This is a genomic window from Rhodospirillum rubrum ATCC 11170, assembly GCF_000013085.1.
Taxonomy (GTDB): Bacteria; Pseudomonadota; Alphaproteobacteria; order Rhodospirillales; family Rhodospirillaceae; genus Rhodospirillum; species Rhodospirillum rubrum.
Genome location: NC_007643.1, coordinates 209,137 through 233,811, shown reverse-complemented (window position 1 = coordinate 233,811; position 24,675 = coordinate 209,137). Strand labels below are relative to the sequence as shown.

15 protein-coding genes, 3 pseudogenes and 1 CRISPR repeat array are annotated in these 24,675 nt (G+C 62.3%); of the genes and pseudogenes, 16 read left to right on the top strand and 2 right to left on the bottom strand.

Going from position 1 to position 24,675, the window contains the following annotated elements; all coding sequences use genetic code 11:
• Positions 1-248: 248 nt before the first annotated feature.
• From RRU_RS20115 to RRU_RS00995, 4 genes and pseudogenes are all read left to right on the top strand, one after another.
• Positions 249-353: pseudogene (locus RRU_RS20115) on the top strand (aspartate 1-decarboxylase); the annotation flags it as partial.
• A gap of 505 nt (positions 354-858) precedes the next feature.
• Positions 859-2,991 (top strand): TonB-dependent receptor, encoded by a 2,133-nt coding sequence (locus RRU_RS01005; RefSeq protein WP_011387949.1) that lies wholly within the window; start codon positions 859-861, stop codon positions 2,989-2,991.
• A 92-nt stretch (positions 2,992-3,083) separates the two neighbouring features.
• Positions 3,084-5,000 (top strand): ABC transporter ATP-binding protein, encoded by a 1,917-nt coding sequence (locus RRU_RS01000; RefSeq protein ID WP_242601298.1) that lies wholly within the window; start codon positions 3,084-3,086, stop codon positions 4,998-5,000.
• Entirely contained in the window at positions 4,997-6,727 is a 1,731-nt protein-coding gene (locus RRU_RS00995) for an ABC transporter ATP-binding protein (protein WP_011387947.1), read from the top strand. Before RRU_RS01000 ends, RRU_RS00995 begins: the two co-directional genes overlap by 4 nt.
• Positions 6,728-7,275: 548 nt before the next feature.
• Here the strand turns inward: RRU_RS00995 and RRU_RS00990 are convergent.
• Together RRU_RS00990 and RRU_RS00985 are read right to left on the bottom strand one after the other, a co-directional pair.
• A pseudogene (locus RRU_RS00990) lies at positions 7,276-7,439 on the bottom strand (IS256 family transposase); the annotation flags it as partial.
• A gap of 195 nt (positions 7,440-7,634) precedes the next feature.
• Positions 7,635-7,812, bottom strand: a pseudogene (locus tag RRU_RS00985) (ISAs1 family transposase); the annotation flags it as partial.
• A gap of 355 nt (positions 7,813-8,167) precedes the next feature.
• Here RRU_RS00985 and RRU_RS00980 point away from each other — a divergent pair.
• The 12 genes from RRU_RS00980 (at position 8,168) to RRU_RS00925 (ending at position 24,651) form a co-directional block, all read left to right on the top strand.
• On the top strand, positions 8,168-9,781 hold the full coding sequence (locus tag RRU_RS00980; RefSeq protein WP_164922571.1) for a hypothetical protein: 1,614 nt from the start codon (positions 8,168-8,170) through the stop codon (positions 9,779-9,781).
• Complete coding sequence (locus RRU_RS00975; protein WP_011387944.1) at positions 9,778-11,736, top strand: RAMP superfamily CRISPR-associated protein; 1,959 nt, start codon at positions 9,778-9,780, stop codon at positions 11,734-11,736. The genes RRU_RS00980 and RRU_RS00975 overlap by 4 nt, the downstream gene beginning before the upstream one ends.
• Positions 11,733-13,379: an RAMP superfamily CRISPR-associated protein gene (locus RRU_RS00970; RefSeq protein WP_011387943.1), complete on the top strand. Its 1,647-nt coding sequence runs from the start codon at positions 11,733-11,735 to the stop codon at positions 13,377-13,379. Before RRU_RS00975 ends, RRU_RS00970 begins: the two co-directional genes overlap by 4 nt.
• The gene (locus RRU_RS00965) at positions 13,379-16,027 is read left to right on the top strand and encodes a TIGR03986 family type III CRISPR-associated RAMP protein (protein WP_011387942.1); all 2,649 of its coding nucleotides are present in this window, start codon (positions 13,379-13,381) and stop codon (positions 16,025-16,027) included. The genes RRU_RS00970 and RRU_RS00965 overlap by 1 nt, the downstream gene beginning before the upstream one ends.
• A gap of 155 nt (positions 16,028-16,182) precedes the next feature.
• A complete protein-coding gene (locus RRU_RS00960; RefSeq protein ID WP_011387941.1) occupies positions 16,183-17,832 on the top strand; it encodes a hypothetical protein in 1,650 nt (549 codons plus the stop codon).
• Positions 17,829-18,623 carry a hypothetical protein gene (locus RRU_RS19930; RefSeq protein WP_011387940.1) on the top strand — a complete coding sequence of 265 codons (795 nt, stop codon included), beginning with the start codon at positions 17,829-17,831 and terminating at the stop codon, positions 18,621-18,623. The genes RRU_RS00960 and RRU_RS19930 overlap by 4 nt, the downstream gene beginning before the upstream one ends.
• 73 nt (positions 18,624-18,696) lie before the next feature.
• Positions 18,697-19,509: a hypothetical protein gene (locus RRU_RS00950; protein WP_237703814.1), complete on the top strand. Its 813-nt coding sequence runs from the start codon at positions 18,697-18,699 to the stop codon at positions 19,507-19,509.
• A gap of 129 nt (positions 19,510-19,638) precedes the next feature.
• Positions 19,639-20,214: a CRISPR direct-repeat array (repeat unit 37 nt; unit sequence GTCTCCCGAGGCAGTAATGCCTCGGCCTCATTGAAAC).
• A 262-nt stretch (positions 20,215-20,476) separates the two neighbouring features.
• Positions 20,477-22,219, top strand: a complete 1,743-nt coding sequence (gene cas4g/cas1g, locus RRU_RS00945; protein ID WP_011387938.1) for a CRISPR-associated endonuclease Cas4g/Cas1g — start codon at positions 20,477-20,479, stop codon at positions 22,217-22,219.
• Positions 22,220-22,235: 16 nt separating this feature from the next.
• The gene (gene cas2 / locus RRU_RS00940) at positions 22,236-22,544 is read left to right on the top strand and encodes a CRISPR-associated endonuclease Cas2 (RefSeq protein ID WP_011387937.1); all 309 of its coding nucleotides are present in this window, start codon (positions 22,236-22,238) and stop codon (positions 22,542-22,544) included.
• A gap of 67 nt (positions 22,545-22,611) precedes the next feature.
• Complete coding sequence (locus RRU_RS00935) at positions 22,612-22,818, top strand: hypothetical protein (RefSeq protein WP_148265466.1); 207 nt, start codon at positions 22,612-22,614, stop codon at positions 22,816-22,818.
• A complete protein-coding gene (locus RRU_RS00930; RefSeq protein WP_011387936.1) occupies positions 22,767-23,129 on the top strand; it encodes a lytic transglycosylase domain-containing protein in 363 nt (120 codons plus the stop codon). Before RRU_RS00935 ends, RRU_RS00930 begins: the two co-directional genes overlap by 52 nt.
• 580 nt (positions 23,130-23,709) lie before the next feature.
• Positions 23,710-24,651, top strand: a complete 942-nt coding sequence (locus tag RRU_RS00925; protein WP_011387935.1) for an aspartate aminotransferase family protein — start codon at positions 23,710-23,712, stop codon at positions 24,649-24,651.
• The last annotated feature ends 24 nt before the right edge of the window (positions 24,652-24,675 follow it).

Below are 24,675 nucleotides of genomic sequence, written 5' to 3'. Positions count from 1 at the left end.
CCTCACGTCGTCTTTCATGATGGGACTCTCGTATCGGGAGCCAGACCGAAGGACAGCCCCTACCGCATGTCGTTCACGCAGGCATGCCCGAGCCTTCGACAAAGGGTGTTCCACCCGTCGGATGCCCCTTTATGGCGATAGCAATGCGACTCACTCGCATTAGCCGAGCGCACTCTATGACACAGCCGGCACGGATGCCAAGATCTCTCTTCTCGTTTTACCGGTCACGGTGCGTCGCACCGGCTGCCCGTGTCAGCATCTGGAACAAACCCAACGGCGCCCGGGTGTTGACATATGTCATCTTCGGCGCCCCGGGATCGCGCTGCTGCATCCTGAACGGTGCCGCCGCGCGTCTATGGGCGCCGTCCCATGGAGACACCATCCCATACCGCACCCACCCACCCTCCCTCCTCGCCGTCCAGCACCGGCGGCGGTTCCATCCAGACCGAGAACAGCCCGAAGCATGGAACGATGGATCAGAGGCCGGTTGAGCGAAATCAAGGCACTCCCCCCGGACGCGGCGGATACGGCCGTTACGCTTGAGGATCTCGGGTATTGCCAACCTCGCATCCTTCGTATTCGACCTTAGCCAAAAAGCCGCCCCCCACGGCAGCTCCCTTGAGGAGTCGGGAAGCCAAGCCCCGGGAGCGACACGGTAACGCGCGTTTTACGGGTTAAAATAATAAAAAGCACCCATATTGAGATATGACCCTGCCCAATGATGAACCTTACAACCCTATTTATGCACCTGAGTCGCATTCGCAATAGAATCCCCTTTTAATATTGTTTATATCCTCCCCTTGCGTGTCGTTACGGCAGTTACTCTCTCGTAACGAGTAAATTTCTGGGGAGGGAAAGATGCCGCTTCGGTTGAGGAAAAATCGTCTTGTTTCCGGAGTCTCGGCATACGCCGTGCTCATGGCCTTGGCCGGCTCCGCCCTGGCCCAGAGCCCGGACATCCCGGATTCCGCAACCGAAGCGGAGACGCAGACGACCGGGCAGGACACCCCCTCGACGGCATCCGCTCCGACGGTTTTGGCGCCGGTCGAGGTGACGGCGCGTAAGCGTGTCGAAAACGCGCAGGAAGTCCCCATTTCCATCACGACCATCACGGCCGGCGACATCCAGGACACCGGACTGGAAAATATGGAGGACGTGGTCCGCTTGACGCCTGGGTTCAACGCCATGCATGGCGCGCAATCATGGGGAAGCACCTTCAATGTGCGGGGCGTCGGTTCCCTCAATCCAGGTGGGCACGAGGACGGTTCCATCAGCGCCTATGTGGACGGCATTCCGGTCCCGATGGGGCAGTTGGACACGTATTATCTCGATATCGATCAGGTCGAGGTGCTGCGCGGTCCGCAGGGAACCTTGTACGGCAAGACCTCGCAGGCCGGGGCGATCAACATCACCACGGTCGCGCCCAGCGATACCTTCGAGGGGCGCCTGGGGGTCGGTATCGGCACGGGCGGAACACGCGGCATTGACGGGGTCGTCAGCGGACCGATCCTGAAGGATCGCCTGAACGGGCGCCTTGTGTTCGATCTTAAGTCGGAAGACGGACTGATGTATGCGCAGGACCTGGGGCGCGACCTTGGGGATGTCGATCGCGCCATGGTGCGGGGAACCTTCGATGCGACGTGGAACGACCGGGCGTCGACCCGCTTGAGCCTGGGCTACGATGTTTTGGACAACAACGATCAAGCCCTCGCCGAGCGGAAAGACTATGACAAGTTCATGGGGGTGTTCGAGCCTTACGAAGACCGAACCCACGCCAGCCTGGGCATGACCAACACCTTTGACTTAACGGACAATGTGACTTTGAACCTGGTGACCGGCGCGCATCTGGTTGACCTCGAATACGCGTCCGTCCCGAACGCGATGATCACGGGCATCAACAAGGACGGGGAAACCCATTTCAGCCAGGAGGTCCGCCTGGACGGCACCGCGAACCGCCTGGACTGGACCGCCGGCGGCTTCCTGTCCCAGTATCACCGCGACATCGACATGAAAACGACCGGTCTCCTCTCCTTCGTCGACAGCGGCGAGCAGGAAATCTCGAGCCAAGCGATCTTCGGCGAGGCCACCTACGCGGTTCTGGACGACGTCAAGGTCACCACCGGCCTGCGCCTGAACCGGGACAACAAGTCCATGGATGAGACGGTCGTCAACAATACCTACGGCTTCACCCACACCATGGACGAGGACAAGGCCTTCTACGGCTGGAACGGCCGCGTTGCCCTGGCCTACACCCCGACCAAGACGGATACCTTCTTCGCCTCGATCAGTCGCGGATACAAGGCGGGAGGCTTCCAGACCAACCACTCCACGGCGATGTCCGGCCTTCAGGAAAATACACCGTCCTTCGATTCCACAACGTCGATCTCGTATGAGGTCGGCTACAAGGGATTCTTCCTTGACGAACGCCTCAACATCGAAGGCTCGGCCTATTACATCTCGACGTCCGGCGAGCAGGTTTTAGGCTACGACACGACAACATACAAAGGCATATATCATAATGTCGATGCCGAATCCATGGGCCTGGAACTGTCCTCCCGCGCCCGCCTGACCGAAGAACTGACGCTTGGCGGAAGCCTCGCCTACACGCATGCCTATATCACCCAGGATGCCGACCTCGGCGTTTCCGGTTTCGCGAGCGCCGGCTCCGAAATTCCGAACGTCCCCAAAGTCGCCTACACGGTGTTCGCCGAATACCGCGACGCCCTGCCCGAATCGCTAATCGATGCGAGTTGGTTCGTCCGTGTGGATTTTCGTGGCCAAACCGGGCGCTGGTTCGACATCACCCATGACTACAGGGGCGATTCCTTCGCCACGACCGACCTGCGCTTGGGCCTGGATACCGACGGCTGGAGCGTCAACGGCTATGTCACCAACGTGACGGACGAAAAATACTACGCTTATGGCATGCTCAATCGCGTGCGCCCCGCCGAAGAGCGCGAGTTTGGCCTGAAGGTCAACCTGTTCTTCTAAAGCATTCTCAGCCGCAATGGGACCCGTTCCCTTGGTTCGAAATGCGACACATCAAAACTCCAGCGCGCGTTCCCTGATCGATTTTGAGCGGAATGCGCCCTAGGACAACACCCCACCGATCGACGCAGGCCCACCATCGCTTCGACAGCGCAGGTTTTTCCTCGGTGCGACGAAGTGCCGTTTCCCCGGTCGGGCCGGCGCCGGCCTCACGGACAGGATCCCGATCCATGGCCATCCTCTTCGACCTGATACGCCAACGGGCCGCGCTTCTGTCCTTGGCCATGCTGGCCTCGGCCGGCGCGGCCGTCCTGGGGCTGGCGCCTTTGCTGGCGATCTACACGCTGGCCCTGGAGATCATGGGGGACGCCCCGGACCGCCAGGCCATCCACGCGGTCGTTTTCTGGACCGCGCTCGCCATGGGCGGGCGCTGGTTGCTTTTATTTCTTTCAAACAATTGGTCGCACATGGCCGCCTATGCCTTGTTGTTCGACCTGCGCCTCCGCATCGCGGATCGCCTGACCCAGCTGCCACTGGGATTCATCTTGACGTGGTCCTCCGGTGATTTGAAGCGAGTGCTCCAAGAAGACGTGGAACGCCTGGAAATGGTCCTGGGTCACACGCTCACCGATGTCGTGGCGGCGGTCACCTTGTTGATCGGGGCGGGCATCGTGCTGGTCTGGATGGACCCTATCATGGCCGCGGCGGCCTTCGCCCCCTTGCCGGTGGCGATCGGCTTGCAAGCGATGTTATGGCGGGGATCGCACGACACGGTCGAGGCGTACACCCAGGCCGCCGGGCGCATGAACGCGGCCATCGTGGAGTTCATTCGCGCCATTCCCGTCATCAAGACCTTCGGGCGCGGTCAGACGTCCATGGGGCACTTGAAACGAACGATCGACGACTATCAAGGTATTGTCGTCGCGTTTTCCTCGGCCATGGTCCCGGCCTGGGTCGGCTTCATGGTGGCGCTGGGCAGCGGGTTGCTGTTCGTGCTGCCGATCGGCGGCTGGCGCCTGCTGTCCGGCGCCATCGATGGGCCGACCTTTATCTTGTTCTTGCTGCTGGGCGTCGGCCTCATGCAGTCGCTGGTGCAGATCATCACCTTCGGCAACCACATGCGCACAACCCTGGCAAGCATCGAGCGGGTACGGGGGATCTTGGACGCCCCCACGCTGGCCGGCGGCGCCATCACCACTCCCCCGGCCTCTCTCGATGTCTCGTTCTCCCATGTCTCGTTTTCGTATGGGGAGAAAAAGGTTCTCGACGACATCACCTTGACCTGCCCGCCGGGGGCCCGAACCGCCATTGTCGGCCCCAGCGGCGCCGGAAAGACCACCTTGGCCCATCTGGCGGCGCGCTTTTGGGATCCCCAGCAAGGCGCAATCAGCATCGGCGGCGTGCCCTTGTCCGACTACGCCCCGGAAACCTTGGTTCGCCTAACCGCCAGCGTGTTTCAAGACGTCTTCTTGTTCCACGACACCATCCTGGCCAATCTACGGGTCGGCGCGCCGGACGCCACCCGTGAGCAGGTCATCGCGGCGGCCCGGGAGGCGCAGATCCATGATTTCATCATGACCCTGCCGGACGGCTACGACACCGTTCTTGGCGATCGTGGCGCCCGATTGTCCGGCGGGGAAAAACAACGGCTGTCCATCGCACGCGCCATCCTCAAGGATGCCCCTATCGTCATCTTGGACGAGGCCACGGCCTTCGCCGATCCCGTCAACGAACGCCGCATCCGCACCGCGCTCGAGCGGCTGTGCCGGGACAAGACTGTCATCACCATCGCCCACCGCCTGTCGACCATCCAAGATGCCGACCAGATTGCCGTGCTTGACGACGGACGCCTTGTTGACGTCGGCCGCCATGACATCCTTCTGACCCACTGCGCCGTCTACCAGCGCCTTTGGTCCGCCTACACGTCGCCCTGGGACGGCGGGAACGGATCGGCCGCGCATCCCCCCCATTCCCAGCCCGGTTTCGCCGCGAGACAAGGAGAGGTCCGATGATCGTGCTGGACGTTTTGCGCATGGCCGACGGCCCTCACGCCGCGCGGGTCCGGCGGGGCATGCTGTTCAAGATTGGCGAGACCTTTTGCGCCGCCGTGCCGTTCGCCGCCCTCTATGGCGCCTTGATGCTGGTGTTCGGCGAGGCACCCTTCGGCATGGGCGAGATCCTCGGGCTGACCGGCCTGGTCGCGGCGGGCCTCGCCGGACAATTCGCCTTCGGAGTCCTTGGCGCCCGCACCGCCTTCATCAGCGGCTACGGTATGATGGGGGATTTCCGCTTCACGATGATGGATCATCTGAGCAAGCTGCCCCTGGGCTTCTTCACCTTTCAGCGTACTGGCGCCCTGACGACGACCGTCGCGGAAAACGTGAAAATGGTCGAAGAGATGTTCACCAAGGTCGTGAACGAGATCGTGGCCGGGTTCACCTTGCCGCTGTTCATCGGCATCCTTCTGGTGGTCATCGACTGGCGCATGGGGCTTGCCGCCGTGGCCTCCGTGCCCCTGGCGTTCGCGGTTCTGCGACTGACGCAAGGGCGTTTCATGCGCCTGTCGGCCAAGCGCGTGGATGTCCATGCGGAGGTCTCCGGACGGCTGCTTGAATACATCGACGGCCTCCGCGTCATCCGCGGCTATGGCTTGGCGGGCGCCAAATTCGCTTCCTTGCGCGATAGCCTGGACACCCAGCGACGGGTCTCCGTCGCCCTGGAGATCCAAGGCGGGCTTGGCATCATGGCCATGGCCGTGGTCTTGGAAATGGGCTTCATCGCGCTGTTGATGGTCGGCGCCTTCGCCATGCTGGGAGGAGCGCTGTCTCCCGCCAGTTACCTGATGGCGATGGTTCTGGCGCAGAAGTTCTATGCGCCCATCACCCGCTCGCTCATGCTGCTGGTGGATATCAAGTATTTGTCCTTGGCCCTGAAGCGGGTTCAGACCCTCTTGAATGCGCCCCGTCTGCCCGAACCGGTCGAGCCGAAGGTGCCGTCGAACAACGCCATCGTCTTCGACGCGGTATCGTTCCGCTACGACGAGGCCGGGGACGAGCCGGCCTTGTCCGAGGTCACCTTCACCCTGCGCGAGGGCACCACGACGGCCCTGGTCGGGCCGTCCGGCGCCGGAAAAAGCACGGTGGCCCACTTGATCGCGCGCTTTCACGACGTCACAAGCGGCGCCGTCCGCATCGGTGGCGTCGATCTCCGCGACATGGCCTCGGACGAGCTCATGCGCCGCGTCTCGATGGTGCTGCAAGATGTCCACCTGTTCGACGACACCGTCGCCAACAACATCCGCATCGGCCGGTCGGACGCCAGCGACGAGGACGTGGTGGCCGCCGCCCGTCACGCCCAGTGCCATGCGTTCATCGAGGCCCTTCCCCAGGGTTATCAGGCCCCCATTGGGGAAGGCGGGGCGTGGTTGTCGGGCGGACAGAAACAACGGCTGTCCATCGCCCGCGCGCTGCTGAAAGACGCCCCCATCGTCTTGCTCGACGAATCCACCGCCTCCCTTGATCCTGAATGCGAGGCGGCCTTCCATCAGGCCTTCAAGATCCTGGCGGCCGGGAAAACCGTGCTGGTCATCGCCCACCGCCTGCACACCGTCGTAAACGCCGATCAGATCGTGGTGATGGAGCGCGGTCGCGTCGTCCAGACGGGAACGCACGGCGATCTGATCGCCAGCCCCGGTCTCTACCGCACCCTTTGGACGGACATGGCGGAACCGACCCCATAACGGGAGCGACGTGCCTTGTTATTGACACCATCCATTCTTGGTCTTGATGCGTTATACCCAAGGATAAACGCCCCTTCTCGACCTTGGACGCCCGATGAAAGACGTCTCTTCTTTCGTCGGGCGGTATTGCACCGTTCCCAAAGGACCGCCTTCATGGCATCGACGAGACGCGACAGGCAGTCGTTCAGTCCCGGCGGGCGTTTGCGGTCGCAATGGTCGTGCTCGGTCACGCGAATCTCGGCGCGTTGAACGGAAGGGGGGCACGGCGGTGCGGTGTCGTCCGTGATGATGAGCAGGGATTTCCTGGTCCTGGAGGTCTTTGGCAATGCCGCCCCGTGAGGGATCCATGGCCAAGGCCCAAGTTCGCCGTCATCTTCGGCGACCGCTTCATTCGAGCCATGATAGCGTAAGGTTCAACCACCCGCCCGCACACGAAATTCCTGACAGTCCCTTCGTCAAAGCCGGGAAAGCGGCGCTGATCCTTGGCGATTACTTACGGATCGAAGCTCGACTGACGGTCGCGCGGCACGTCGATGGCAAGAATGCTCGTATTCGTCTGACCACTCTCCCCTGTCAGCCGGGAAATCACCGCGGGCGACAGGCAGGGCGCCTCCTTGCCGAGCAGGGCCGACAAGGCCTCCTGGAAGTCGCCGGTCGAAATTCCGCGCAGATACAGCGCGGGCAGTAGGGCGTCCAGGCTCTTGGTCCGCCGATTTTGCGCCAGAGCTTTCCCTCTGGCGCTTCCACGACGCGTCCACGGTGGCCTGGAAGCGGCAGGGTCCACAAAGCAAAAAGCCGCTGATTCCGGTCTGGAATCAACGGCTTGATATCTGGTTGCGGGGGCACGCGATGACCGAGAGCGACATTCGTTGGAAGTGGCGATTTGATCCTGGGCTCCGAATCCAAGTTAACACGGGGTTAAGCCAAGAAGCGATGCGAGGTAGGTGACATCCCATCCAGCGACCTTGCGTCTGGGTTTAATGATCTGTTTGTCGGCGATGGCTCGGACGAGGTTGATGGCGAAGTGCCTGACGACGGCCATGTTTTTGGCGCCATGGCCGGTGCCGTAGGCGGGCCGGATCGTCGCCATCGCCCGCCCCGTATGGCCCCTCTCCATAAATCGATCTCGGGAAGAGGGAATCATGCCAGGACGTCAGGGGAAAGGGGGTGTTCCGCAGGTTGCTAGGCTAGAATTATAGATAGAATTTATTTTTTCTACTAAAAATAGTATCGGCCCCTTTACGAAGATCAAGGTGGTGCCACCCCATTGGAACACGCCATAGCCCCCCTTTGAAAACCATTGCGCGAATTTTCTTGGAAATCCCGCGTGCATCTTCCTAGGGTATTTCCTGCCCCGCGCGGGGATTGCGGGAGTAATGAGTGCTCAGAGGGGGAAGACGGGTGGGCGCAACGCATTATATCCAAATGGAGGGGGTTAACATGGCCTCCTTCATCCTGGACACCGAGGATCTCAGCACCATTCGTGGCGGCGGCTTGCTGTTGCTGGATGCGGTTTACAAGGTTCAGGATAGGTTCTTTCAGCCGGACAGCGGCGGCGATGTGCTGTCCACCGGGGCCTCTGTCGGTCTGTTCCGCTTCCAGGGAGACGAGGCCGCGGCGGACCAACTGGTGCGGAAGATCCGAAAGTTTCTGCGGGCCGAGTATCGCCATGCCACTCTTTTGGTCGAGCGGGTGACGGCCACGCCGGGAGCCTTCCTGCGCGACCGCGAGCGCCTGATCGCCCGGATCCGCCGCGCACAGTTGGCCACCCCCTCGCTGGCCGTGCCCACATTCCCCCCCGATAAGACTCCGCGCCTTGGAAACCAGGATAACGCCGTGTGCGCGCTGGATCACCTGCGCCCGGCGGCGGGGGATGAGCGAAAAATGAAAGGCCAATCCCTCCCGCTAAGCCCCAGCACCCGGTGCCGGCGCAAGCATGGCGTGAAACAGAAAACAGACTTTTATGCCGAGGTTCTAAAACGCGACCTCCCTGGAGAGACCGCGCTGTTGGCCGACCTTGAGGCCACTCACTTCGCTCTGCATTTCAATCATATCGCCGCCAGCCAGTCCTGGGGGCCGCTGAACAACAAGATGGCGGTGCTGTATCTGGACGGAAACCGCTTTTCGAAGAGTCAGAATACGGTCGTGCGGAAGGCTTGCGCAAAGTTCGAGGGTGCGAAGGCCGACGAGGAGGCCATCGCGGCGCTGCGCAGGTTTGACGCGACCGTAAAGGCCAATCGGGCGCGCTTCCTTCACGCCGTGCTCGAACAGGCTCTGGAGACTGGGCCAAACGATGACGCGTGGTGGTTCAACACCGAACACGAGAATCGGGACGACGACGATTGGGATGAGAAGGTCAGCAAGCGCCTGCGCCTGGAGACGCTGCTGTGGGGTGGCGACGAGATCATCCTGGTCCTTCCCGCCTGGAAAGGGTGGGAGGTGGCCCGGCTGTTCTTGAATGAAAGCAAGTGCTGGTCCATCGACGATCAGCCCCTGGACCATGCCCTTGGGTTAGTCTTCTGCCATGAGAAAGCGCCCATCCATCGGGTCGTCTCTTTGGCCCGATCGCTGGCCGATCACGCAAAAAAGGCGGTGGGACGCGATTTATCCAGCCTTGCTTATCAGGTTCTCGAGTCCTTCGACCACATCGGCGCCGATGTGGCAGCCCGTTTCGCTGATCTGTGCGAAGGCTTGGACGCCCATCCGCGCCGGCTGATCTTAACACGAGAGGGCGTGGAAGCGCTCGATCAGCATATGAAGCCCCTGAGATCAGAGGGCGGCCTGCCGCAGCGCCAGATGAAGCGACTGGTTCGGGCGTTATTCACAAATCATAGCATCGACAACGCCAAAGCGGCGAACGAGGAGATGGCATTAGACAAAACATTCAGCGAAAAAACGCTCAAACCGCTGCTTGCCGGCCTCGCCTCCGGGTACCGGGATCTTGACGAAAGCAGGGAACGTCGGGGTAACGAGTCTTGGCTCGCTTGGTACCACATTGAACAACTTTGGGATTACGTTTCTCCGTCCCAGCCCGGACTGGAGGATCGTTCATGATCGCCGCACAAGCGCCAATCCGCCACCACAGGCTCACAATCGACTTGACGGTACAGGCGCCGGTTCTCGTCCACGCCACGGGCATGGGCCGGCCCGGCCTCGACAGCCCCACTTTGCGCAATGCCCGCAAGCAAATCATTTTGCCCGGCACCTTGGTGCATGGCCGCGTGCGGACGGCTTTGACGGAACTGGGCGAACTGGCCGGGGTGTCGCCCGATGATTGCAAGGCGTGGTTCGGCGCCGAGGGACAGAACCGTCACCAGCGCGCCAAAGCGGTGGTGTTTGATGATTTCATCTGCACCACCGCACCAAATGAAACTGAGCGCTCTGCCGGAACGGATGAGATCGTGCGGATCCGCCTGGACCAGGAAAGCGGCGCGGTCCAGCGCGGCATGCTGCAGGTGATCGAAGCCCCGTTTCCAGTGGGGCAGCAGGTGACGTTCGAGGGCCATGTGCGCGTGGCGGTCGGGGACGACGAGCTGTCGCGGGTGTGCAAGGCCATTCGGCTTGCGCTGGCCTGGAACACCCAGGTGGGCGCGCTGCGCACCCTGGGCTTCGGGCGGGTGTTGTCGGTGTCGGTGGGCGACAGGCCAGCCGATGAACCGCCAGCCCCTGACCTTTCAGACCTGGATCTGCGGCCCCGCGTCGCATCCGATGCCGACCCCGAGGCCGTAACGATGGTCTTGCGATTCCATCAACCGCTCTGTGTGCCGGCACGCACTCTGTCCAACAATCTTTTCGTTTCGGACACGATACTCTCCGGGGCGACCCTGAAAGGGGCCATCGCCGCCCAATGGAGCGCCGCCCTGGGCACGCCGTCTTCGCATATCGATCAGGAGGACTACGATTCGACGCGCCCCCACCTGTCGGCGGCCTTCGCGCGCCTGAGGGTGGGATCGTTCCTGCCCGTCGCCTTAGCGCGCCCTGAAGGGTGGTCAGCCGATCGGATGCGGCGCCCCGTCGCCTTGCCACTCACCTTGGGTGCAGCCGGGGACGACACAATCCGGGATTTGCGGACGTGCGAACCCGATACCGTTTTTCAGATCTCGAAAACAGGCGAGACCTTTTTCTCCGCCCCCCGATTCGCCCCCGACTGGAAAGACGATGACGTCGCCGCCGCCGATAGAGCCCGTGGTTGGCACGAGCCGGACAAGGACCTCCGGGTGCGCACCAGCATCGATCACGAGCGGCGGCGGAGCGAAGATTCCAAACTGTTCGCCTACGAGACGGTTCTGACCGATAAGCACCAATGGATCGGCGAAATCGGCCTCAATGACGCGTCTCCGGGAGAGACCGAGCGGGTTCTGGCCGAACTGAAAGACCTGCTTGGCGAAACCGGCCTGTGGTGGGTAGGAAAGACCAAGGCCGGTGCCACGGTAACATGGTGCGATGGGCAAATCCTGGAAGACCACCTGTCGCATGGGCCGGTGACCGGAAACAGCGTCGCTTGGAGGCTCGTGCTGCAGACTCCGGCGCTGATGCTGGGACCGGACCTGTCCGAAGACACCGACGCCGAGGCCTTGTTCAAGGCCACCGCAACCTATTGGTCCGAGGCGTCTGAAGGCGCTGTTCGCCTGACGCGCCACTGGTCGCGACAGCACCTCTGGGGTGGCGCCTATGCGGCCCATAGCTATCAGGCCAATCATCCTTACCGACCGTTTCTGCTCACCGATCCCGGCGCGGTGTTCTGCCTGGAAGCGGCCGATGGCCAAGACTCTCGGGCACGCGAGTACCTGACCAAGTGGCGTCGTCAGGGCCTACCGCTGACAAGATCCCTAGCAGACCATTACGGCTTGGGCGCCGACCCGGCCGAGTGGTGGCAGGGAACGCCATTCGTTCCCGAAAACGGCTACGGCGTCATCCATCTCGATCCCGCCTTGCCAAAGACCATGCCGCTCGCGCAGGCAAGGGAGGGCGTGGTGGAGATATCGATGACCATGGAGACCCAGCCATGAGCGCATCTTTGCAGACTGCCGATCGGGTCCGGCGCTGGCGCATCGAAGGAGAGCTGACCACCCGGACGCCCCTCCATATGGGAAGCGGCAGCTTTGAGGCCCGCCAGGAGTTGCGACGCGCTCCGCAGACTGACGACATCGCCAAGGCCAAAGCGGTATTGCTCGATAGTGACCAGCGCCCCTGTCTGACGGGCAGCGGCCTGAAAGGAGCCATGCTGGCTTGGGCGAATGCCTATCTGCCCGACCCAGAGAGGGACCGGCTTTTGTTCGGCTGCGAGCCGGATGGGGACGGAAAAGGTCAGGGTGGACGACTGGAGTTTCAGACCGCCTTTCTCAGCCAAAACAAGGAAAACACGTCTCCATCCTCTTCGCCGACACCGTTTTGGATGTCAGATCGGCGGACCGACGTGGATACCGGCGTGCGCATCAACCGCGCCTCTGGCACCGCCCTGGACAAGCATCTCTTCTACAAGGAAGTTGTGGCGCCGGGGACCGCCTTCCGCATGGTTCTTGACTTGGATCTGCCGGCTTGCTGCACCGACAAGGGGCACGCGCTGGTCAATCGCGTCTTGGCGCTGCTGGAAGCGTTCAACCTCTCGGATGACGACCGCGTCCCGCCCCTGACCCTGGGCGCCATGACGGGACGGGGCCACGGGCGCTTTGCCTGGAGGCTGACAAACCTGTCGCGCGTCACCGACGCCTCGGCGCGGACCTGGATCGACAAGGGAGCGCCCGGGACCTGGGCGGCGGCGCTAACGCCGGTGCCGGACAAGGGACCATGGCAGACGACGGCGAAGGCCACGCTTGAGGTGGTTCAATCCCCAGCCACCCTCGTTTGCGAGGTAACGCTGACATTCGATCACCGCTTCCTGATCTCGGAGCCGGCGCGCGTCGTTACCGAGGACGAGGCGAGGACGCGCTCTGGCAAGACCCGCACGGCCGGCATCATGCCCAAGGTGGATGGCAAGGGAAACGCCGTGCTGCCCACCGCTTCGATCAAGGGGGTCCTGCGCAGCCGGGCCGAACGCATCCTGGCGACGCTGACCGGCGACGCGTCTGCGTTCGAGCACGCCCCCGGCCGCGGCCCCGCCGGCCAGGATAATCCGGCGGCGGACATGATGACCGATCGCTGCTTACCCACCAGCCGTTTGTTTGGAGCCGCGTCCTGGCGCGCGGCGCTGGATGTGGAACCGTTTCGGCCCCTGTCGGGCCATACCACGGTCGCGCATCAGGAATTGGTGGCCATCGATCGCTTCACCGGCGGCGTCAGCGGCTCGGCCAAATACGACATCGACGCCTTCCACCGCCCCCAATTCAAGGGCCGCCTGCGCCTCAATCTGCGCCGAAGTCGACTAGAGGACGTTGGCCTGCTGGTCTTGCTCTTGCGCGATCTGGCCGAGGGCGACTTGAGCTTCGGCTATGGCGGGACCAAAGGCTATGGCGGCACCCAGGCCATGGTCACCGTTCAGGTGCGGGGCACCACGGCGGGAACCCAGGCATTGCCACTGCCGGAAGAGACCGGCGGTGCGGGGATTGACACGCCGGTTTCGTGGTCTTCCATCCAAGACAGCGCCCTGGCTTCGCCGCTGAGGGAGGCCGTCGCGGCGTTTCGCAGGCTTTATTGCAAGGGGGAAGCGGTCTGATGCCCGGCGAATTCCTGAATACCTATCATTTCGTCCCGGTACGGGATGGCGGCCCAACCCTCGGCCCAACCCATGACTTGGAGAACGTGCGCGTGGCGCTGGCCAACGACAGGGCGGGAGCCAAGGAATGGGATATCTGGAGCCATGACCGCTGGCACGACGGGCATCTGTCTGGACGCATCACCTGCACCTTGACCACCGAAGATCCGCTGGTCATCGGCGCCGAACAGAAAAGGGGGGAGAATGGCGAGACCTGCACGATCGTCGCGCCCTATCTGCTGGACGGCAAGCCGGCCATCCCCCCCACCACTCTCAAGGGGATGCTGTCGGCGCTGATCGAGGCCGCGACGAATTCGGCGATGCGGGTGCTCGATGATCGGGCGCTGTCGGTGCGCCAGGATATGAACAAGGCGTTATCGGCTATCGGCATGGTGATGCGCAAACCGGGGGTGGCACAAACCGAGAGCGAAGGATGGGATTTGATCCCGCTGACTCTGCCGACGATAAAGCTAAAGCCGGGGGCAGGATACCCGGAATCCCCGCCGCCTTCTTTTCCAATCCCGCACAGCTTTCTTACGCTTATGAAGACGTTGCGCTGGAAGCCGGCACAGAAGGTTTTTGTCGGAACTCTGACGTGGCCAAAAGCTCCGCCGGGCACAAATCGGCAAGAGCCCCCAACTCCAGATGAAGATTTCAAATTTATGATGAGGGCGGGAACCTACTCGTCCGCAGCGCCCGCAACATATCTGATGGACATAACGCCGCTGCCCCTGACCCCGGATGGCAAGGCCATCACCTATAAGCCGTTGGTCACCCGCGTGAAACAGCTCCAAACCCCTGGAAAACCCGAATTCTTGATCGGGCAGAAATCCAGGAATTCGAAGCTGTCGCGGCCGATTCTCGAGAGCGACGTCCCCGAGGAGCAGCGCCAGACCATGACACGCGGTATTCTGCGGGTCATGCACCATGACGACCGCGTCAATGACTTACCCCATACGCGCAAGCATGAAGTGTTTATCCCTCTGCCTCAGGATCTCGAATGCGCTCCTCGTCTGCCTATCCCATCGGCCGTTGTCCGCCTGTTCCATGCCCTGGCCGACGAGCGCACACAAACCCAATCGGGCGGCAGAGACCAGAGTGAATGGGGGGCCTTGCCCTTCCACCCAGTCGGAACCCGCCGTGCCGAGTCCCCCGCCCCGTTTGGCAATGCCCTGCGGCTGAAAGAGGGAGACCTCGTGTTTTTCGATCTCAAGACGGGAACGGATAAACAGCTTGAGGTGGCGGCGATCTCCTTTTCCTCAATCTGGCGCCAGTCCAAAGAGAGCGTTTACGACTACGTGCCGAAGGATGCGCAGCCGCTGACTTCAAACCGGTCCAGCCTGTCGCCGACCGAATTGATGTTTGGCGTTGTCGAGGTGCGGCCCGAGGATACGGCGGGAACGGATGGATCGAATACCATTGCCCTGAAAGGCCGCGTGCGCTGCGGCCCGGCGCGGTGTGAGCGGGGGCAAGACGCCTTCATGACACCCGACCCCTCGGTGCGTCTTAAGATCCTGGCCTCGCCAAAGCCACCCTCCCCGGCGCTCTATTTCCGCCCGAAAGGAGTGAAAGACGGCTTCATTGCCAAGACCGATTTAGCATCGGCCAATCACGAGATCCGCGGCCGTAAGATGTATCTTCACCCCACCGCCCAGGCGCTGGGGGTGAAGGCTGTGGAACAATCCAAGTCTCGAACCCCTGAAAACGACCCATCCAACAATCAGCGCAACATGGTCCGCCCCGTCAAACCGGGCGTGACCTTCACCTTTTCCATAGACTTCGATGATCTGCCCACAGAGTGCCTGGACCTGCTGCTTTTCGCCTGCCGTCCGACCAAGGACTTCCGGCACAGGCTGGGGATGGGCAAGGCCCTTGGCCTGGGCCGGGTCCGCGTGGACGTGACAGAGGTCAGCGTCATCGACCGGGGGCGGCGCTATCGCGTGGACGATCCGTTTACCACCAAGCGCGCCCATCGGCTCTGGTCGGACGGGGTCGGTGATGCCGATTTGGACCCGGCGCAGGCCGCGCGGCGGGTGGTGGATAAGATGGACGACGTTATCCTGGCGCATCTGCTGGGCATCGGCGAACCCCGCCACATCGGCGATCGCCCGGTCCATCCGCCCTATACGGACGACCAGCAAGCAGCCTTCCTGAAGCGCCTGTCGGGAGCGGAGGAAAAGACCTACGCGTGGTTCGTCGAGGTCTATACGCGCGGTCCCGCAAACCAGAAGTTCCTCCAGGACATTCGCCTAACCCGCTCCCCCCCGGGAACGGACGATCCCGTAGCGACGATCGAGATGCTGTCCCTTCCAACGACGGGGGCGACCTTGCCTCGAAAAGGGTCCAGGGCCGACCGACCGCCGCCACCTTCCCCGAAACCCGCCGGACCCGCCAAACCCGCCGGACCCGAGATTAGGGGCACAGTGAAGCACTATGACCCTATAAAGGGGCGCGGTTACATCATTCCCGATGGGAAAGGGAGCGATATCCTCATCGAAAAAGCCGTTCTCAAAGCCTGCGGCATGGGACGTTTGAAGAAGAACGACCGGGTTGTCGTCATAACCAAGGATCAGGGCGGAAAGCCGGTAGCGATAGACGTGCGACGTTAGCCAAATGCTGAGGGGGAAGCCTCCGATACCCCCTCCCGTGGCCAGCCACGCGACCGCAAGCCCTCCGCACATCGTCCTTGAAGACTGCGCCGAACCGGAGAACCCAAGACCACTTAGGGCCTTCATCCCCCTTACCCTTCAACCAATGGAACGCCATGACGGACGGTCTAGACGCTTCTAAAATCCTGGTGGACGGCTTTACCGAGATTCTTTTCTGGCCCCTTAATCTGGATCTCGGCCCCAAAACGACGACCGACGCCTTGAAAAAGGCTATGATCAAGGTCGAGGATGGGCTGAAGGACGAGGAGATTTGGCAAGAGGTCAAGGATCCGCTCCGCGCCCTTGATGAAGGTTCAGACGAAGAAAAAAACAAACGCGAGGCCTATGCCGCCTTCGTCTATTTCCACCCCTTTATCCAGAAGGTGCTTTTCCCCAAAACAGACGATCCAAACCGCCTGTTACGCCAGTTCCGCCGGTCGGGCATCACCCATATGACGGCGGTTTTCAAGAATCTTTCACTAACTTTCGTTGTCAAGCGCTGCCATTTGTACTTAATTTCAGAAACAGGTACGGCTCTTTTTGTTCTGGAGATTTCAACGCAACATCTCTTATCCTTGGATAAAGTACAAACCATTCTCGAAATTTTGAGACGGGCCTATCCTCCATTTTGGGAAACCGACAAAAAGGCGGGAAACATCCCGGGAAACATCCCAAGAGAGGTCTTTTGGCATGGACCGAAAGAAGATCGTCATCAGCCCCCTCTGACCTTTGAGGACTGCTGGGAGCAGGTGGCGGCGAAGGACACCAGACGCACACCCCGCGCCCGCCATTGGGAGGAGGTTCTGGGTAAGGCTTTCTTCGAACACCCGTGGATGCAAGTCACGGATGAACGCATCCCGGCGATGGCCTGGATAAGCGTAGACCAGCCAAAGGAAATTTCTTACGGCGACTGGGTCCGCCTGGCTTTTCTGGATTCTCCTGGCCTTGCCAAAATACCCTATGGCTCTGGATATCTGACCGACTTCGAAAAAAACCACTGTTACGATGCCTTTTGGAACCCAAAGGAGAATTTAACCACACGGTATTTGGTTTCTGGCTATGGCTTTGTTTCTGTCGGCGATAAAGATAGCGGTTACTTTAAAGATGCCATACACCAGCATTTCCGACGTCATTATTTTTACATGGGATTGATCGCCCACCTTCAGACCGCTATTTTGCTGTCGCTCTCAGATCGCTTGTCTGATGCCAACGAGTTAGACGACCAAGACGCGCAGGATCTGCAAAAATCCACCCTAGACTTTACCCATCGCCTGTGGTTTCCCGAAATCAGCAATCACGTCCAGGGACGCGCCCTCTTCGCTTTGTGGCGCAGGCATTTGGGAACGGACCGGCTTTATGAGCAAGTGATGCGCGAAGCCCAGGAGCACAACGCCTTTCTAAATGTCCAGGCCGATCGCAAGGCCGCCGAGGCGGCAACGACGCTGAACTTGATCGCGACGATCGGCCTTTCCCTGTCCCTGGTCGCAGGGATTTTGGGAATGAATGTTCTGGTGGATGCGGGCCCCATGCCCGTTGTCCTTCAAGAAAAGACCTCGTTGAAATCCGCGGCGTCCTGGGACTGGTCCCACCTGCCTTTGGTCTTGAACACGCTGACCATGGTTTTGGGCCTTTCGGCAGTTGGTTTGTTGTTGCTGCCAAAGGAGAAAGGATCCCTCTTGGGTAAGGCAGGAAAAGGGCTGGTCGTCGCGGCGATTTTGGCCGGGGTCGGCTGGGCGGTCAGTTCGTTGTGGCGGTACGCCCCATGACTCCTCCCGCCTTTCTCTTCTTCCTGGGGGGCCAGGATCTTGAAATGAAAACCCTGGCCACCCTGGTGCGGGAGACCCTGGGGGAGCAAGCCGTGCGCGATCGAAATCTCGGCTGGGGGGCGCGCCTGTCCGATTATGCCGATGATCTTGCCACCCTGCCCGCCACGACCGTCCCGGTGCTGGTGGAACTGGACCTGGATGCCCCCCTCCCCCCCCGCGCCCTAGTCATCGATCATCACGGCGCGGCGGCGGGGGAAAACCAGCCGACGGCGCTGGAACAGGCCTTCCACCTGCTCGCCTTGCCGGCCGAGCGGTGGACCCGCTGGCACGCGCTGGTCGCCGCCAACGACAAGGGCCATATCGCCGCCCTGCGGGCGATGGGCGCCACGCCCGAGGAAATCGACCGCGTCCGCGAAGCCGACCGCTTGGCCCAGGGAATTTCCCCAGCCGAAGAGGCGGCGGGCCGCGACGCGCTATCCCGCGCCGAGCGGCCGTTTGACGACCTTCTTTTGGTGCACCTACCCCATAATCGCACGGCCGTGGTCATGGATCGTTTACCACCGGGATCGCCAGCCAATGTGCTGATCCTTTCTCCGGAGGAAACGAATTTTTATGGCGCCGCCCCCCTGATCCAGGCTTTGAATCACGCCATTCCCGGTGGCTGGTTCGGCGGCGCCCTCCCCTCCCAGGGCTTTTGGGGCTACCCGGCCCCCCTTGACGCAACACGGATTTTCGCGGCTTTGGGCAAAACCAACCACGAGCGCTTCGCCAAAGGCGATCCGCCCCTATAATCTCTGGCGACCTGGGGGAGCCCCACCGATGGGACGAAGCGAAACGATAGGGCACGCGCCGACGGCAAAAGGCGTGACGCCCCTCCCTGCGACGATAGCCGCTCCCCCCGCTGTCCATGGCTTCATCCTGGACGGCCCGGCGCTTGCCCCCGCCCTATGCCTGCGCTTGGCCGGCGCCCTGCGTCGGGCGGTGATGGCGCGGGTGCGCGATACCCTGGGGCTAGGCCCCCAGGATGGCTTGCCCGCCTTCTTCTGTGGTCATCAGAGCGATGGCGCCCCGGTGCGGCCGGGGCACCATGACCACCTGTTTTTCCTGGCCGATCCCGGCCCGCCGGCGCGGGTGCTGATCGTTCCCCCCAGCCATGCCGAACATCGCCCGCCGTCGCCCGAGGAATGCGGCCATCGCGAAACCCTGGTCAAGGCCCTGGCCGGAATGACCCATCTGATCGCCGGGGCCGATGGCGTTTTCACCCTCCACCCCCAGGATCGGCCGTCGCCTGCCGACCCCGTGCTCGGATCCGGCCTGTATTGGCGATCGGCGACAGCCTTTCATCCGCCCCGCCACCCCAAGCGCGGCGATGATCCCCAAGCCTTCCTAACCGCCTTGATCGCCAAGGAGTGCTTGGCCCGCGCCCTGCCCCTCCCCGCCATCAAGATCATCGCGCTGCGCCGCGGCGCCCGCGATGGTCTGGCCGCCCTGGCCCATTTGACCTTCCCCAAGCCGGTAAGCGGACCGATCCTGCTTGGCCGGGACGCCCACCGGGGGGGCGGCGTCTTCCTCCTTGGGGCGGTGCGGCGGCCCCCGGCCGAAGAGAGCCTCCCCTCGCGCGAGGGGTCCGCTGACTCAAACGACTCGCGGAGCGCTCGCAATGAGCCAATCATTTGATTTTCCCGTTCTTTTTGACACCGCCCCTCGAATGGCCGGCTTGAGGACAGCCCTTTTCAAGCCATTTTTTTCGACCCCTCGCAAATCACCCCCTATCCCCCCGCCCCCATTATGCTATTTTAGGGGGCCGTCTCCCGAGGCAGTAATGCCTCGGCCTCATTGAAACGCCTAAAGAGGCGCTTTTCTGCAGAACGGCTAAAGGCGTCTCCCGAGGCAGTAATGCCTCGGCCTCATTGAAACAACATACGCCCCTGGAGATCATCTTCGACGCAGTCCCGTCTCCCGAGGCAGTAATGCCTCGGCCTCATTGAAACGCGCTGCTCCACGGTCGGCTGATTGGCCGGCGGGGCGGGAGTCTCCCGAGGCAGTAATGCCTCGGCCTCATTGAAACACGCACTTCCGATAAAAGTCCGCCTCAACTGGATAGCCGGCCTCGGCCACCTCGTCTCCCGAGGCAGTAATGCCTCGGCCTCATTGAAACCCGGACTTCTTTTCAACGATGGTTTCGGTCTTCTCGTCTCCCGAGGCAGTAATGCCTCGGCCTCATTGAAACTATCAGCCATTGCGGCGCGCCTCGGCAATCTGGAGGTGGTGTCTCCCGAGGCAGTAATGCCTCGGCCTCATTGAAACACCGCGATTTCTTTCGCCTCTTCGAGCGAGGCGACGGGGTCTCCCTAGGCAGTAATGCCTCGGCCTCATTGAAACTCCCCTGACCCGCGCCGCTATCTCCGCCTTGCCGGGATTAAAGGGGGCGGACCCCTTTTTATCTCTTTGATGCCTCGGCTGATTGAAGCAGCGATGCCACCGCCGGGAAGATCGGAACTGGTTACGCCGTTAAAAGCTCTCCTTTCCGGGATTTTTGACTCATGGGGGGTTCTCTCTAAAAGCGGCGCCCCCATTTGCTTCAAGGTATCCAGATCCCTGTCTGCCTTTAGCCCCACCAGATCGGTTTTGGAGAGACGCCCCGATGGCCCCCTCCGACACACCGCCTTCCGCGGAAGATCTCCCCTCCCAGGGCGAATTGGCCCTGTTCGCCCCACCGGCGACCGCCGAGGATGCCCTGGTGCCCGCCAGCATGGTCAACGCCTGGATCTATTGTCCCCGGCTGGCTGTTTTGGAATGGGGGCGTGGCGAAAAGGCCCGCAGTGTGGATCTCATCGCCGGCCTGCGCGCCCATCAAGCCACGGAAAGCGGCCCGACTCCCGCCCTCCCCGATCCCATGGTCCTGCGAGAAGACCAAAGCCTGAAAACCCGCAGATTATCGCTGTCTTCGGAGCGCCTTGGGCTGACGGCCGAGCTTGATCTTCTCGATGTCGAAGAGGGGATGGTGATCCCGGTCGAGATCAAGGTCGGCAAACGCCCCTCCGTCGACGAGGGGGCTTATCTGCCCGAACGCGCCCAGGTTTGCGCCCAGGCCCTTTTGCTCCGCGAGGCGGGCTACACCTGCCTTGAAGGAGCGCTGTGGTTCGCCGAAAGCCGCGAGCGTGTAACGGTGGATCTGACCGAGGCGTTGGTCACCGCCACCCTGGTCGCCACATCGGATCTGCGCTTGACCGTGGCCAGCGGCCGGCTGCCGCCGCCTTTGGATCATTCGGCCAAATGCCCCCGCTGTTCGCTTTTGCCGATCTGCCTGCCCGATGAAATCGCTTGGTTCCGCAAGGGATCGATCGCGCGAACCCCTCCGCCCCCGGCTTCTCCGGCCTTGCCACTTTACGGACAGACCCCCGGGGCCCGCATCGGCAAGAAAGACTATACGCTTGTCATCCAGGTCGAGGGCGAGGCCGACCGCAGCTTGGCGCTCGACGAGATATCGGAGGTGGTTCTGGCCGGCCCGGTGTCTCTGACCACACCGGCCATTCATGAATTGCTGCGTCGCGAGATCCCCGTGGCCTGGATGTCCTCGGGCTTTTGGTTCCTGGGATCCACCGGCGGCCAGGGCCCCAGAAGCGCCGCGGTTCGTACGGCCCAATACGCCCTTGCCGGTGACGAAAGGCGACGCCAAGCCTTCGCCCGCGATCTGGTTTCGGCGAAAATCCGCAATGGCCGGACCTTGTTGCGCCGCAACTGGCGGGGAGCGGAAGCCGAGCGCCAGATCGCGTTGGACCGCTTGGCCCGCCTTGCCGAGCGGGCGACCACGGCCGAAACCACCGCCTGTTTATTGGGGATCGAGGGGGAAGCCGCTGCGGTCTATTTCCGCGCCTTCCCACAGCTTTTCACCCAGGCCGTAACCACCCTTCCGGCCTTTGCCTTCGAGCGCCGCAACCGTCGCCCGCCGGCCGATCCGGTAAACGCCTGCCTGTCGCTGTGCTACGCCGTGCTCACCCGCACCTTATCGTCGGCGTTGAGCATCGCCGGCCTTGATCCGTGGAAGGGCTTCTATCACACCGAGCGCCCCGGTCGCCCGGCCCTCGCCCTTGATCTGATCGAATCCTTTCGCCCCGTTCTGGCCGATTCCACCGTCTTGATGGTTTTAAACAATGGCGAGATCGGCACCAATGATTTCCTGTACGCTGGCGGCGGCTGCGCTTTGAAGCCAAACGCCCGACGCGGCCTGATCGCGGCCTATGAACGCCGATTGGACCAGGAAACCACCCACCCGGTCTTTGGGTATCAGCTTTCCATGCGGCGCCTGATTCAGGTGCAGGCCCGCTTGCTCGCCCGCTTCGTCTCTGGCGATATTCCCCGCTACCCTCATTATTGTCCTCGTTAGCCAAAGGCCTCTGTCGATGGGCACCCGCCGCTCCAACGCCGAACACGCCTATGTGGTCGCTTACGATATCGCCGATCCGAAGCGTTGGCGCCAGGTCTTCAAGACCATGAAGGGCTATGGCCAATGGGTGCAGCTTTCGGTCTTTCAATGTCGCCTGGATGGAGGACGCCGCATCGCCATGGCCTCGATCCTCGAAAGCCTGATCGATCGTGAAACCGACCACGTTCTGATGCTAGACCTTGGGCCGGCCGAGGATGTGGATCTCGCCGTGGAAAGCCTGGGCAAGGCCTTTGAGACGCTTGAGCGCCAAGCGATGATCATTTGATCCTTCCCAGCCTCAAAGAGGGGCCGGTTTGTCTCAAAACCCGCCCCGCACCACAACCGACGAGAGGGTGGCACTGCGCACGATGTTGGAAAAGGGGGCAGATACCGATGTTCTGCGGGACATGATCGGCTTTGCCGATCGTAACGAGTTCCTGCGCAAGCGCGGTTTTTCCAAGGCCGAAACGACGAAGATCATCGAGACCGGACCGGAGCCGCCGGGTGGGTGCATACCCTCCGCTTCGCCTTTCCCTTCCTCCTTTCCGGCCTGTCCCTGACAGCCGCGTTACCGGTGGTCGCCCAGATTCCAACTGCCGCGCCGATCACCGAAGCGGCGCGGCGCTTCGGCCTTTCCGCAGACCTGATTCGCGCCGTTCTCCGGTTGGAAAGTGGCGGCGATCCGCAAGCCCGCTCGCCCAAGGGAGCCCTGGGCCTGATGCAGATCATGCCCGAAACCTGGACCGATCTGCGCCGCCGCCATGCGCTGGGCGACGACCCGTTCGATCCCCGTGACAGCATTCTGGCCGGTGCGGCCTACCTGCGCGAGTTGCTCGACCACTACGGTTCACCCGGCTTCCTCGCCGCCTAAAATGCCGGTCCCACCCGCTACGAGGATTATCTCGCCAGCCGAACCACGATGCGATCTTGGACCACGGCGCCGTTGTTCGTTGTGCAAGCCAACCGCACGCCGGCTGCTGTTCCGGTGCAACCCAGCCGTCCGTCGCGCGACACGCCGATGGCGGGGCCAGTGCGCGATCTTTCCGTCTTCCGACCGCCTTCAGACGGCCTGTTCGTCGCTCTCTCCCGTACTGCGCCGCCCGATGACCCTGCCCGCACGCTGGCGCGTCCTGGCGGGCTACCGGAAAGAAACAGCGGTCAGGCGGGGAACGGGGAAGATCACGACGACCGGACGGCGAGATAAAAGCGGGCTCGCCACATGACCCGCAAGCCTTTGACAGGACTTGGGTTCTGGCGTGCCGGTCGGTCGGTCGGCGTGCCGCCTCCAGGATTTTCCGCAATGGTTTCAAAGGCGTTTTCGGCACCCCCCTCCCCCCTGTCCTGGAAAGGCGGCGATGAGCAAGGATGACAACGACTTTCACGTCGGCCCGGGGCGCATCCGTTCAGGCCGCTCGCCGCAAGCGATCCGCCCTGAGCAGGGGGGACGGGACATGAGCGATGCGCTTCTTCCGGTGTTTTCGCCGGCATCCGTTCTGTTCGACCATGGCGAAGGGGCTTGGTTGGTCGCGGCCAATGGCGAGCGCTATCTTGATTTCGGCGCGGGCATCGCGGTTAACGCCCTGGGCTATTCCCATCCGCATCTGGTCGGGGCGTTGGAACGGCAAGGCCGCAAGCTTTGGCATCTGTCCAATGTCTATCGGATTTCCGAAGCGGAGAGACTGGCCGAGCGCCTGACGGCCGCCTGCTTCGCCGACGTCGCATTCTTTGCGAACTCCGGGGCCGAAGCCAATGAATGCGCGATCAAGATCGCCCGGCGCCACCATCACGCCCATGGCCGTCCCGAGCGCTGGCGCATCATCACCTTTGACGGCGCGTTTCACGGGCGAACGCTGGCAACGATGGCCGCTGGCGGCAACCGGAAATATCTCGATGGCTTTGGCCCCCCGGTCGATGGCTTCGACCAATGCCCGCTTGAAGACATCGAGGCGGTCCGCGCCCGCGTCGGCCCACGGACCGCCGCCCTTATGATCGAACCCATTCAGGGGGAAAGCGGCATTCGGCCGGTGAGCCACGGCTTCTTGCGCCAGCTTCGCGAGCTTTGCGACGAACGCGGTCTTTTGCTGATCTTCGATGAAATACAGTGCGGCATGGCCCGCACCGGCCATCTCTTCGCCCATCAGGAAGCCGGCGTCGTCCCCGATATCATGAGTCTGGCCAAGGGGCTCGGCGGCGGCTTCCCGATCGGCGCCTGCCTTGCCACCCGCGGCGCGGCATTCGGCATGAGGCCCGGCGCGCACGGCTCGACTTTTGGCGGAAATCCGCTTGCCGGAGCCGTCGCCAATGCGGTGCTCGACATCGTGATGGACGATGGGGTGCTCGCGGAAATCCGCCGCAAGAGCGCTTTGCTGCGCGGGCTGCCATGCCGGCCTTGATGTCAGGAGATGCGCCCCCTAAGG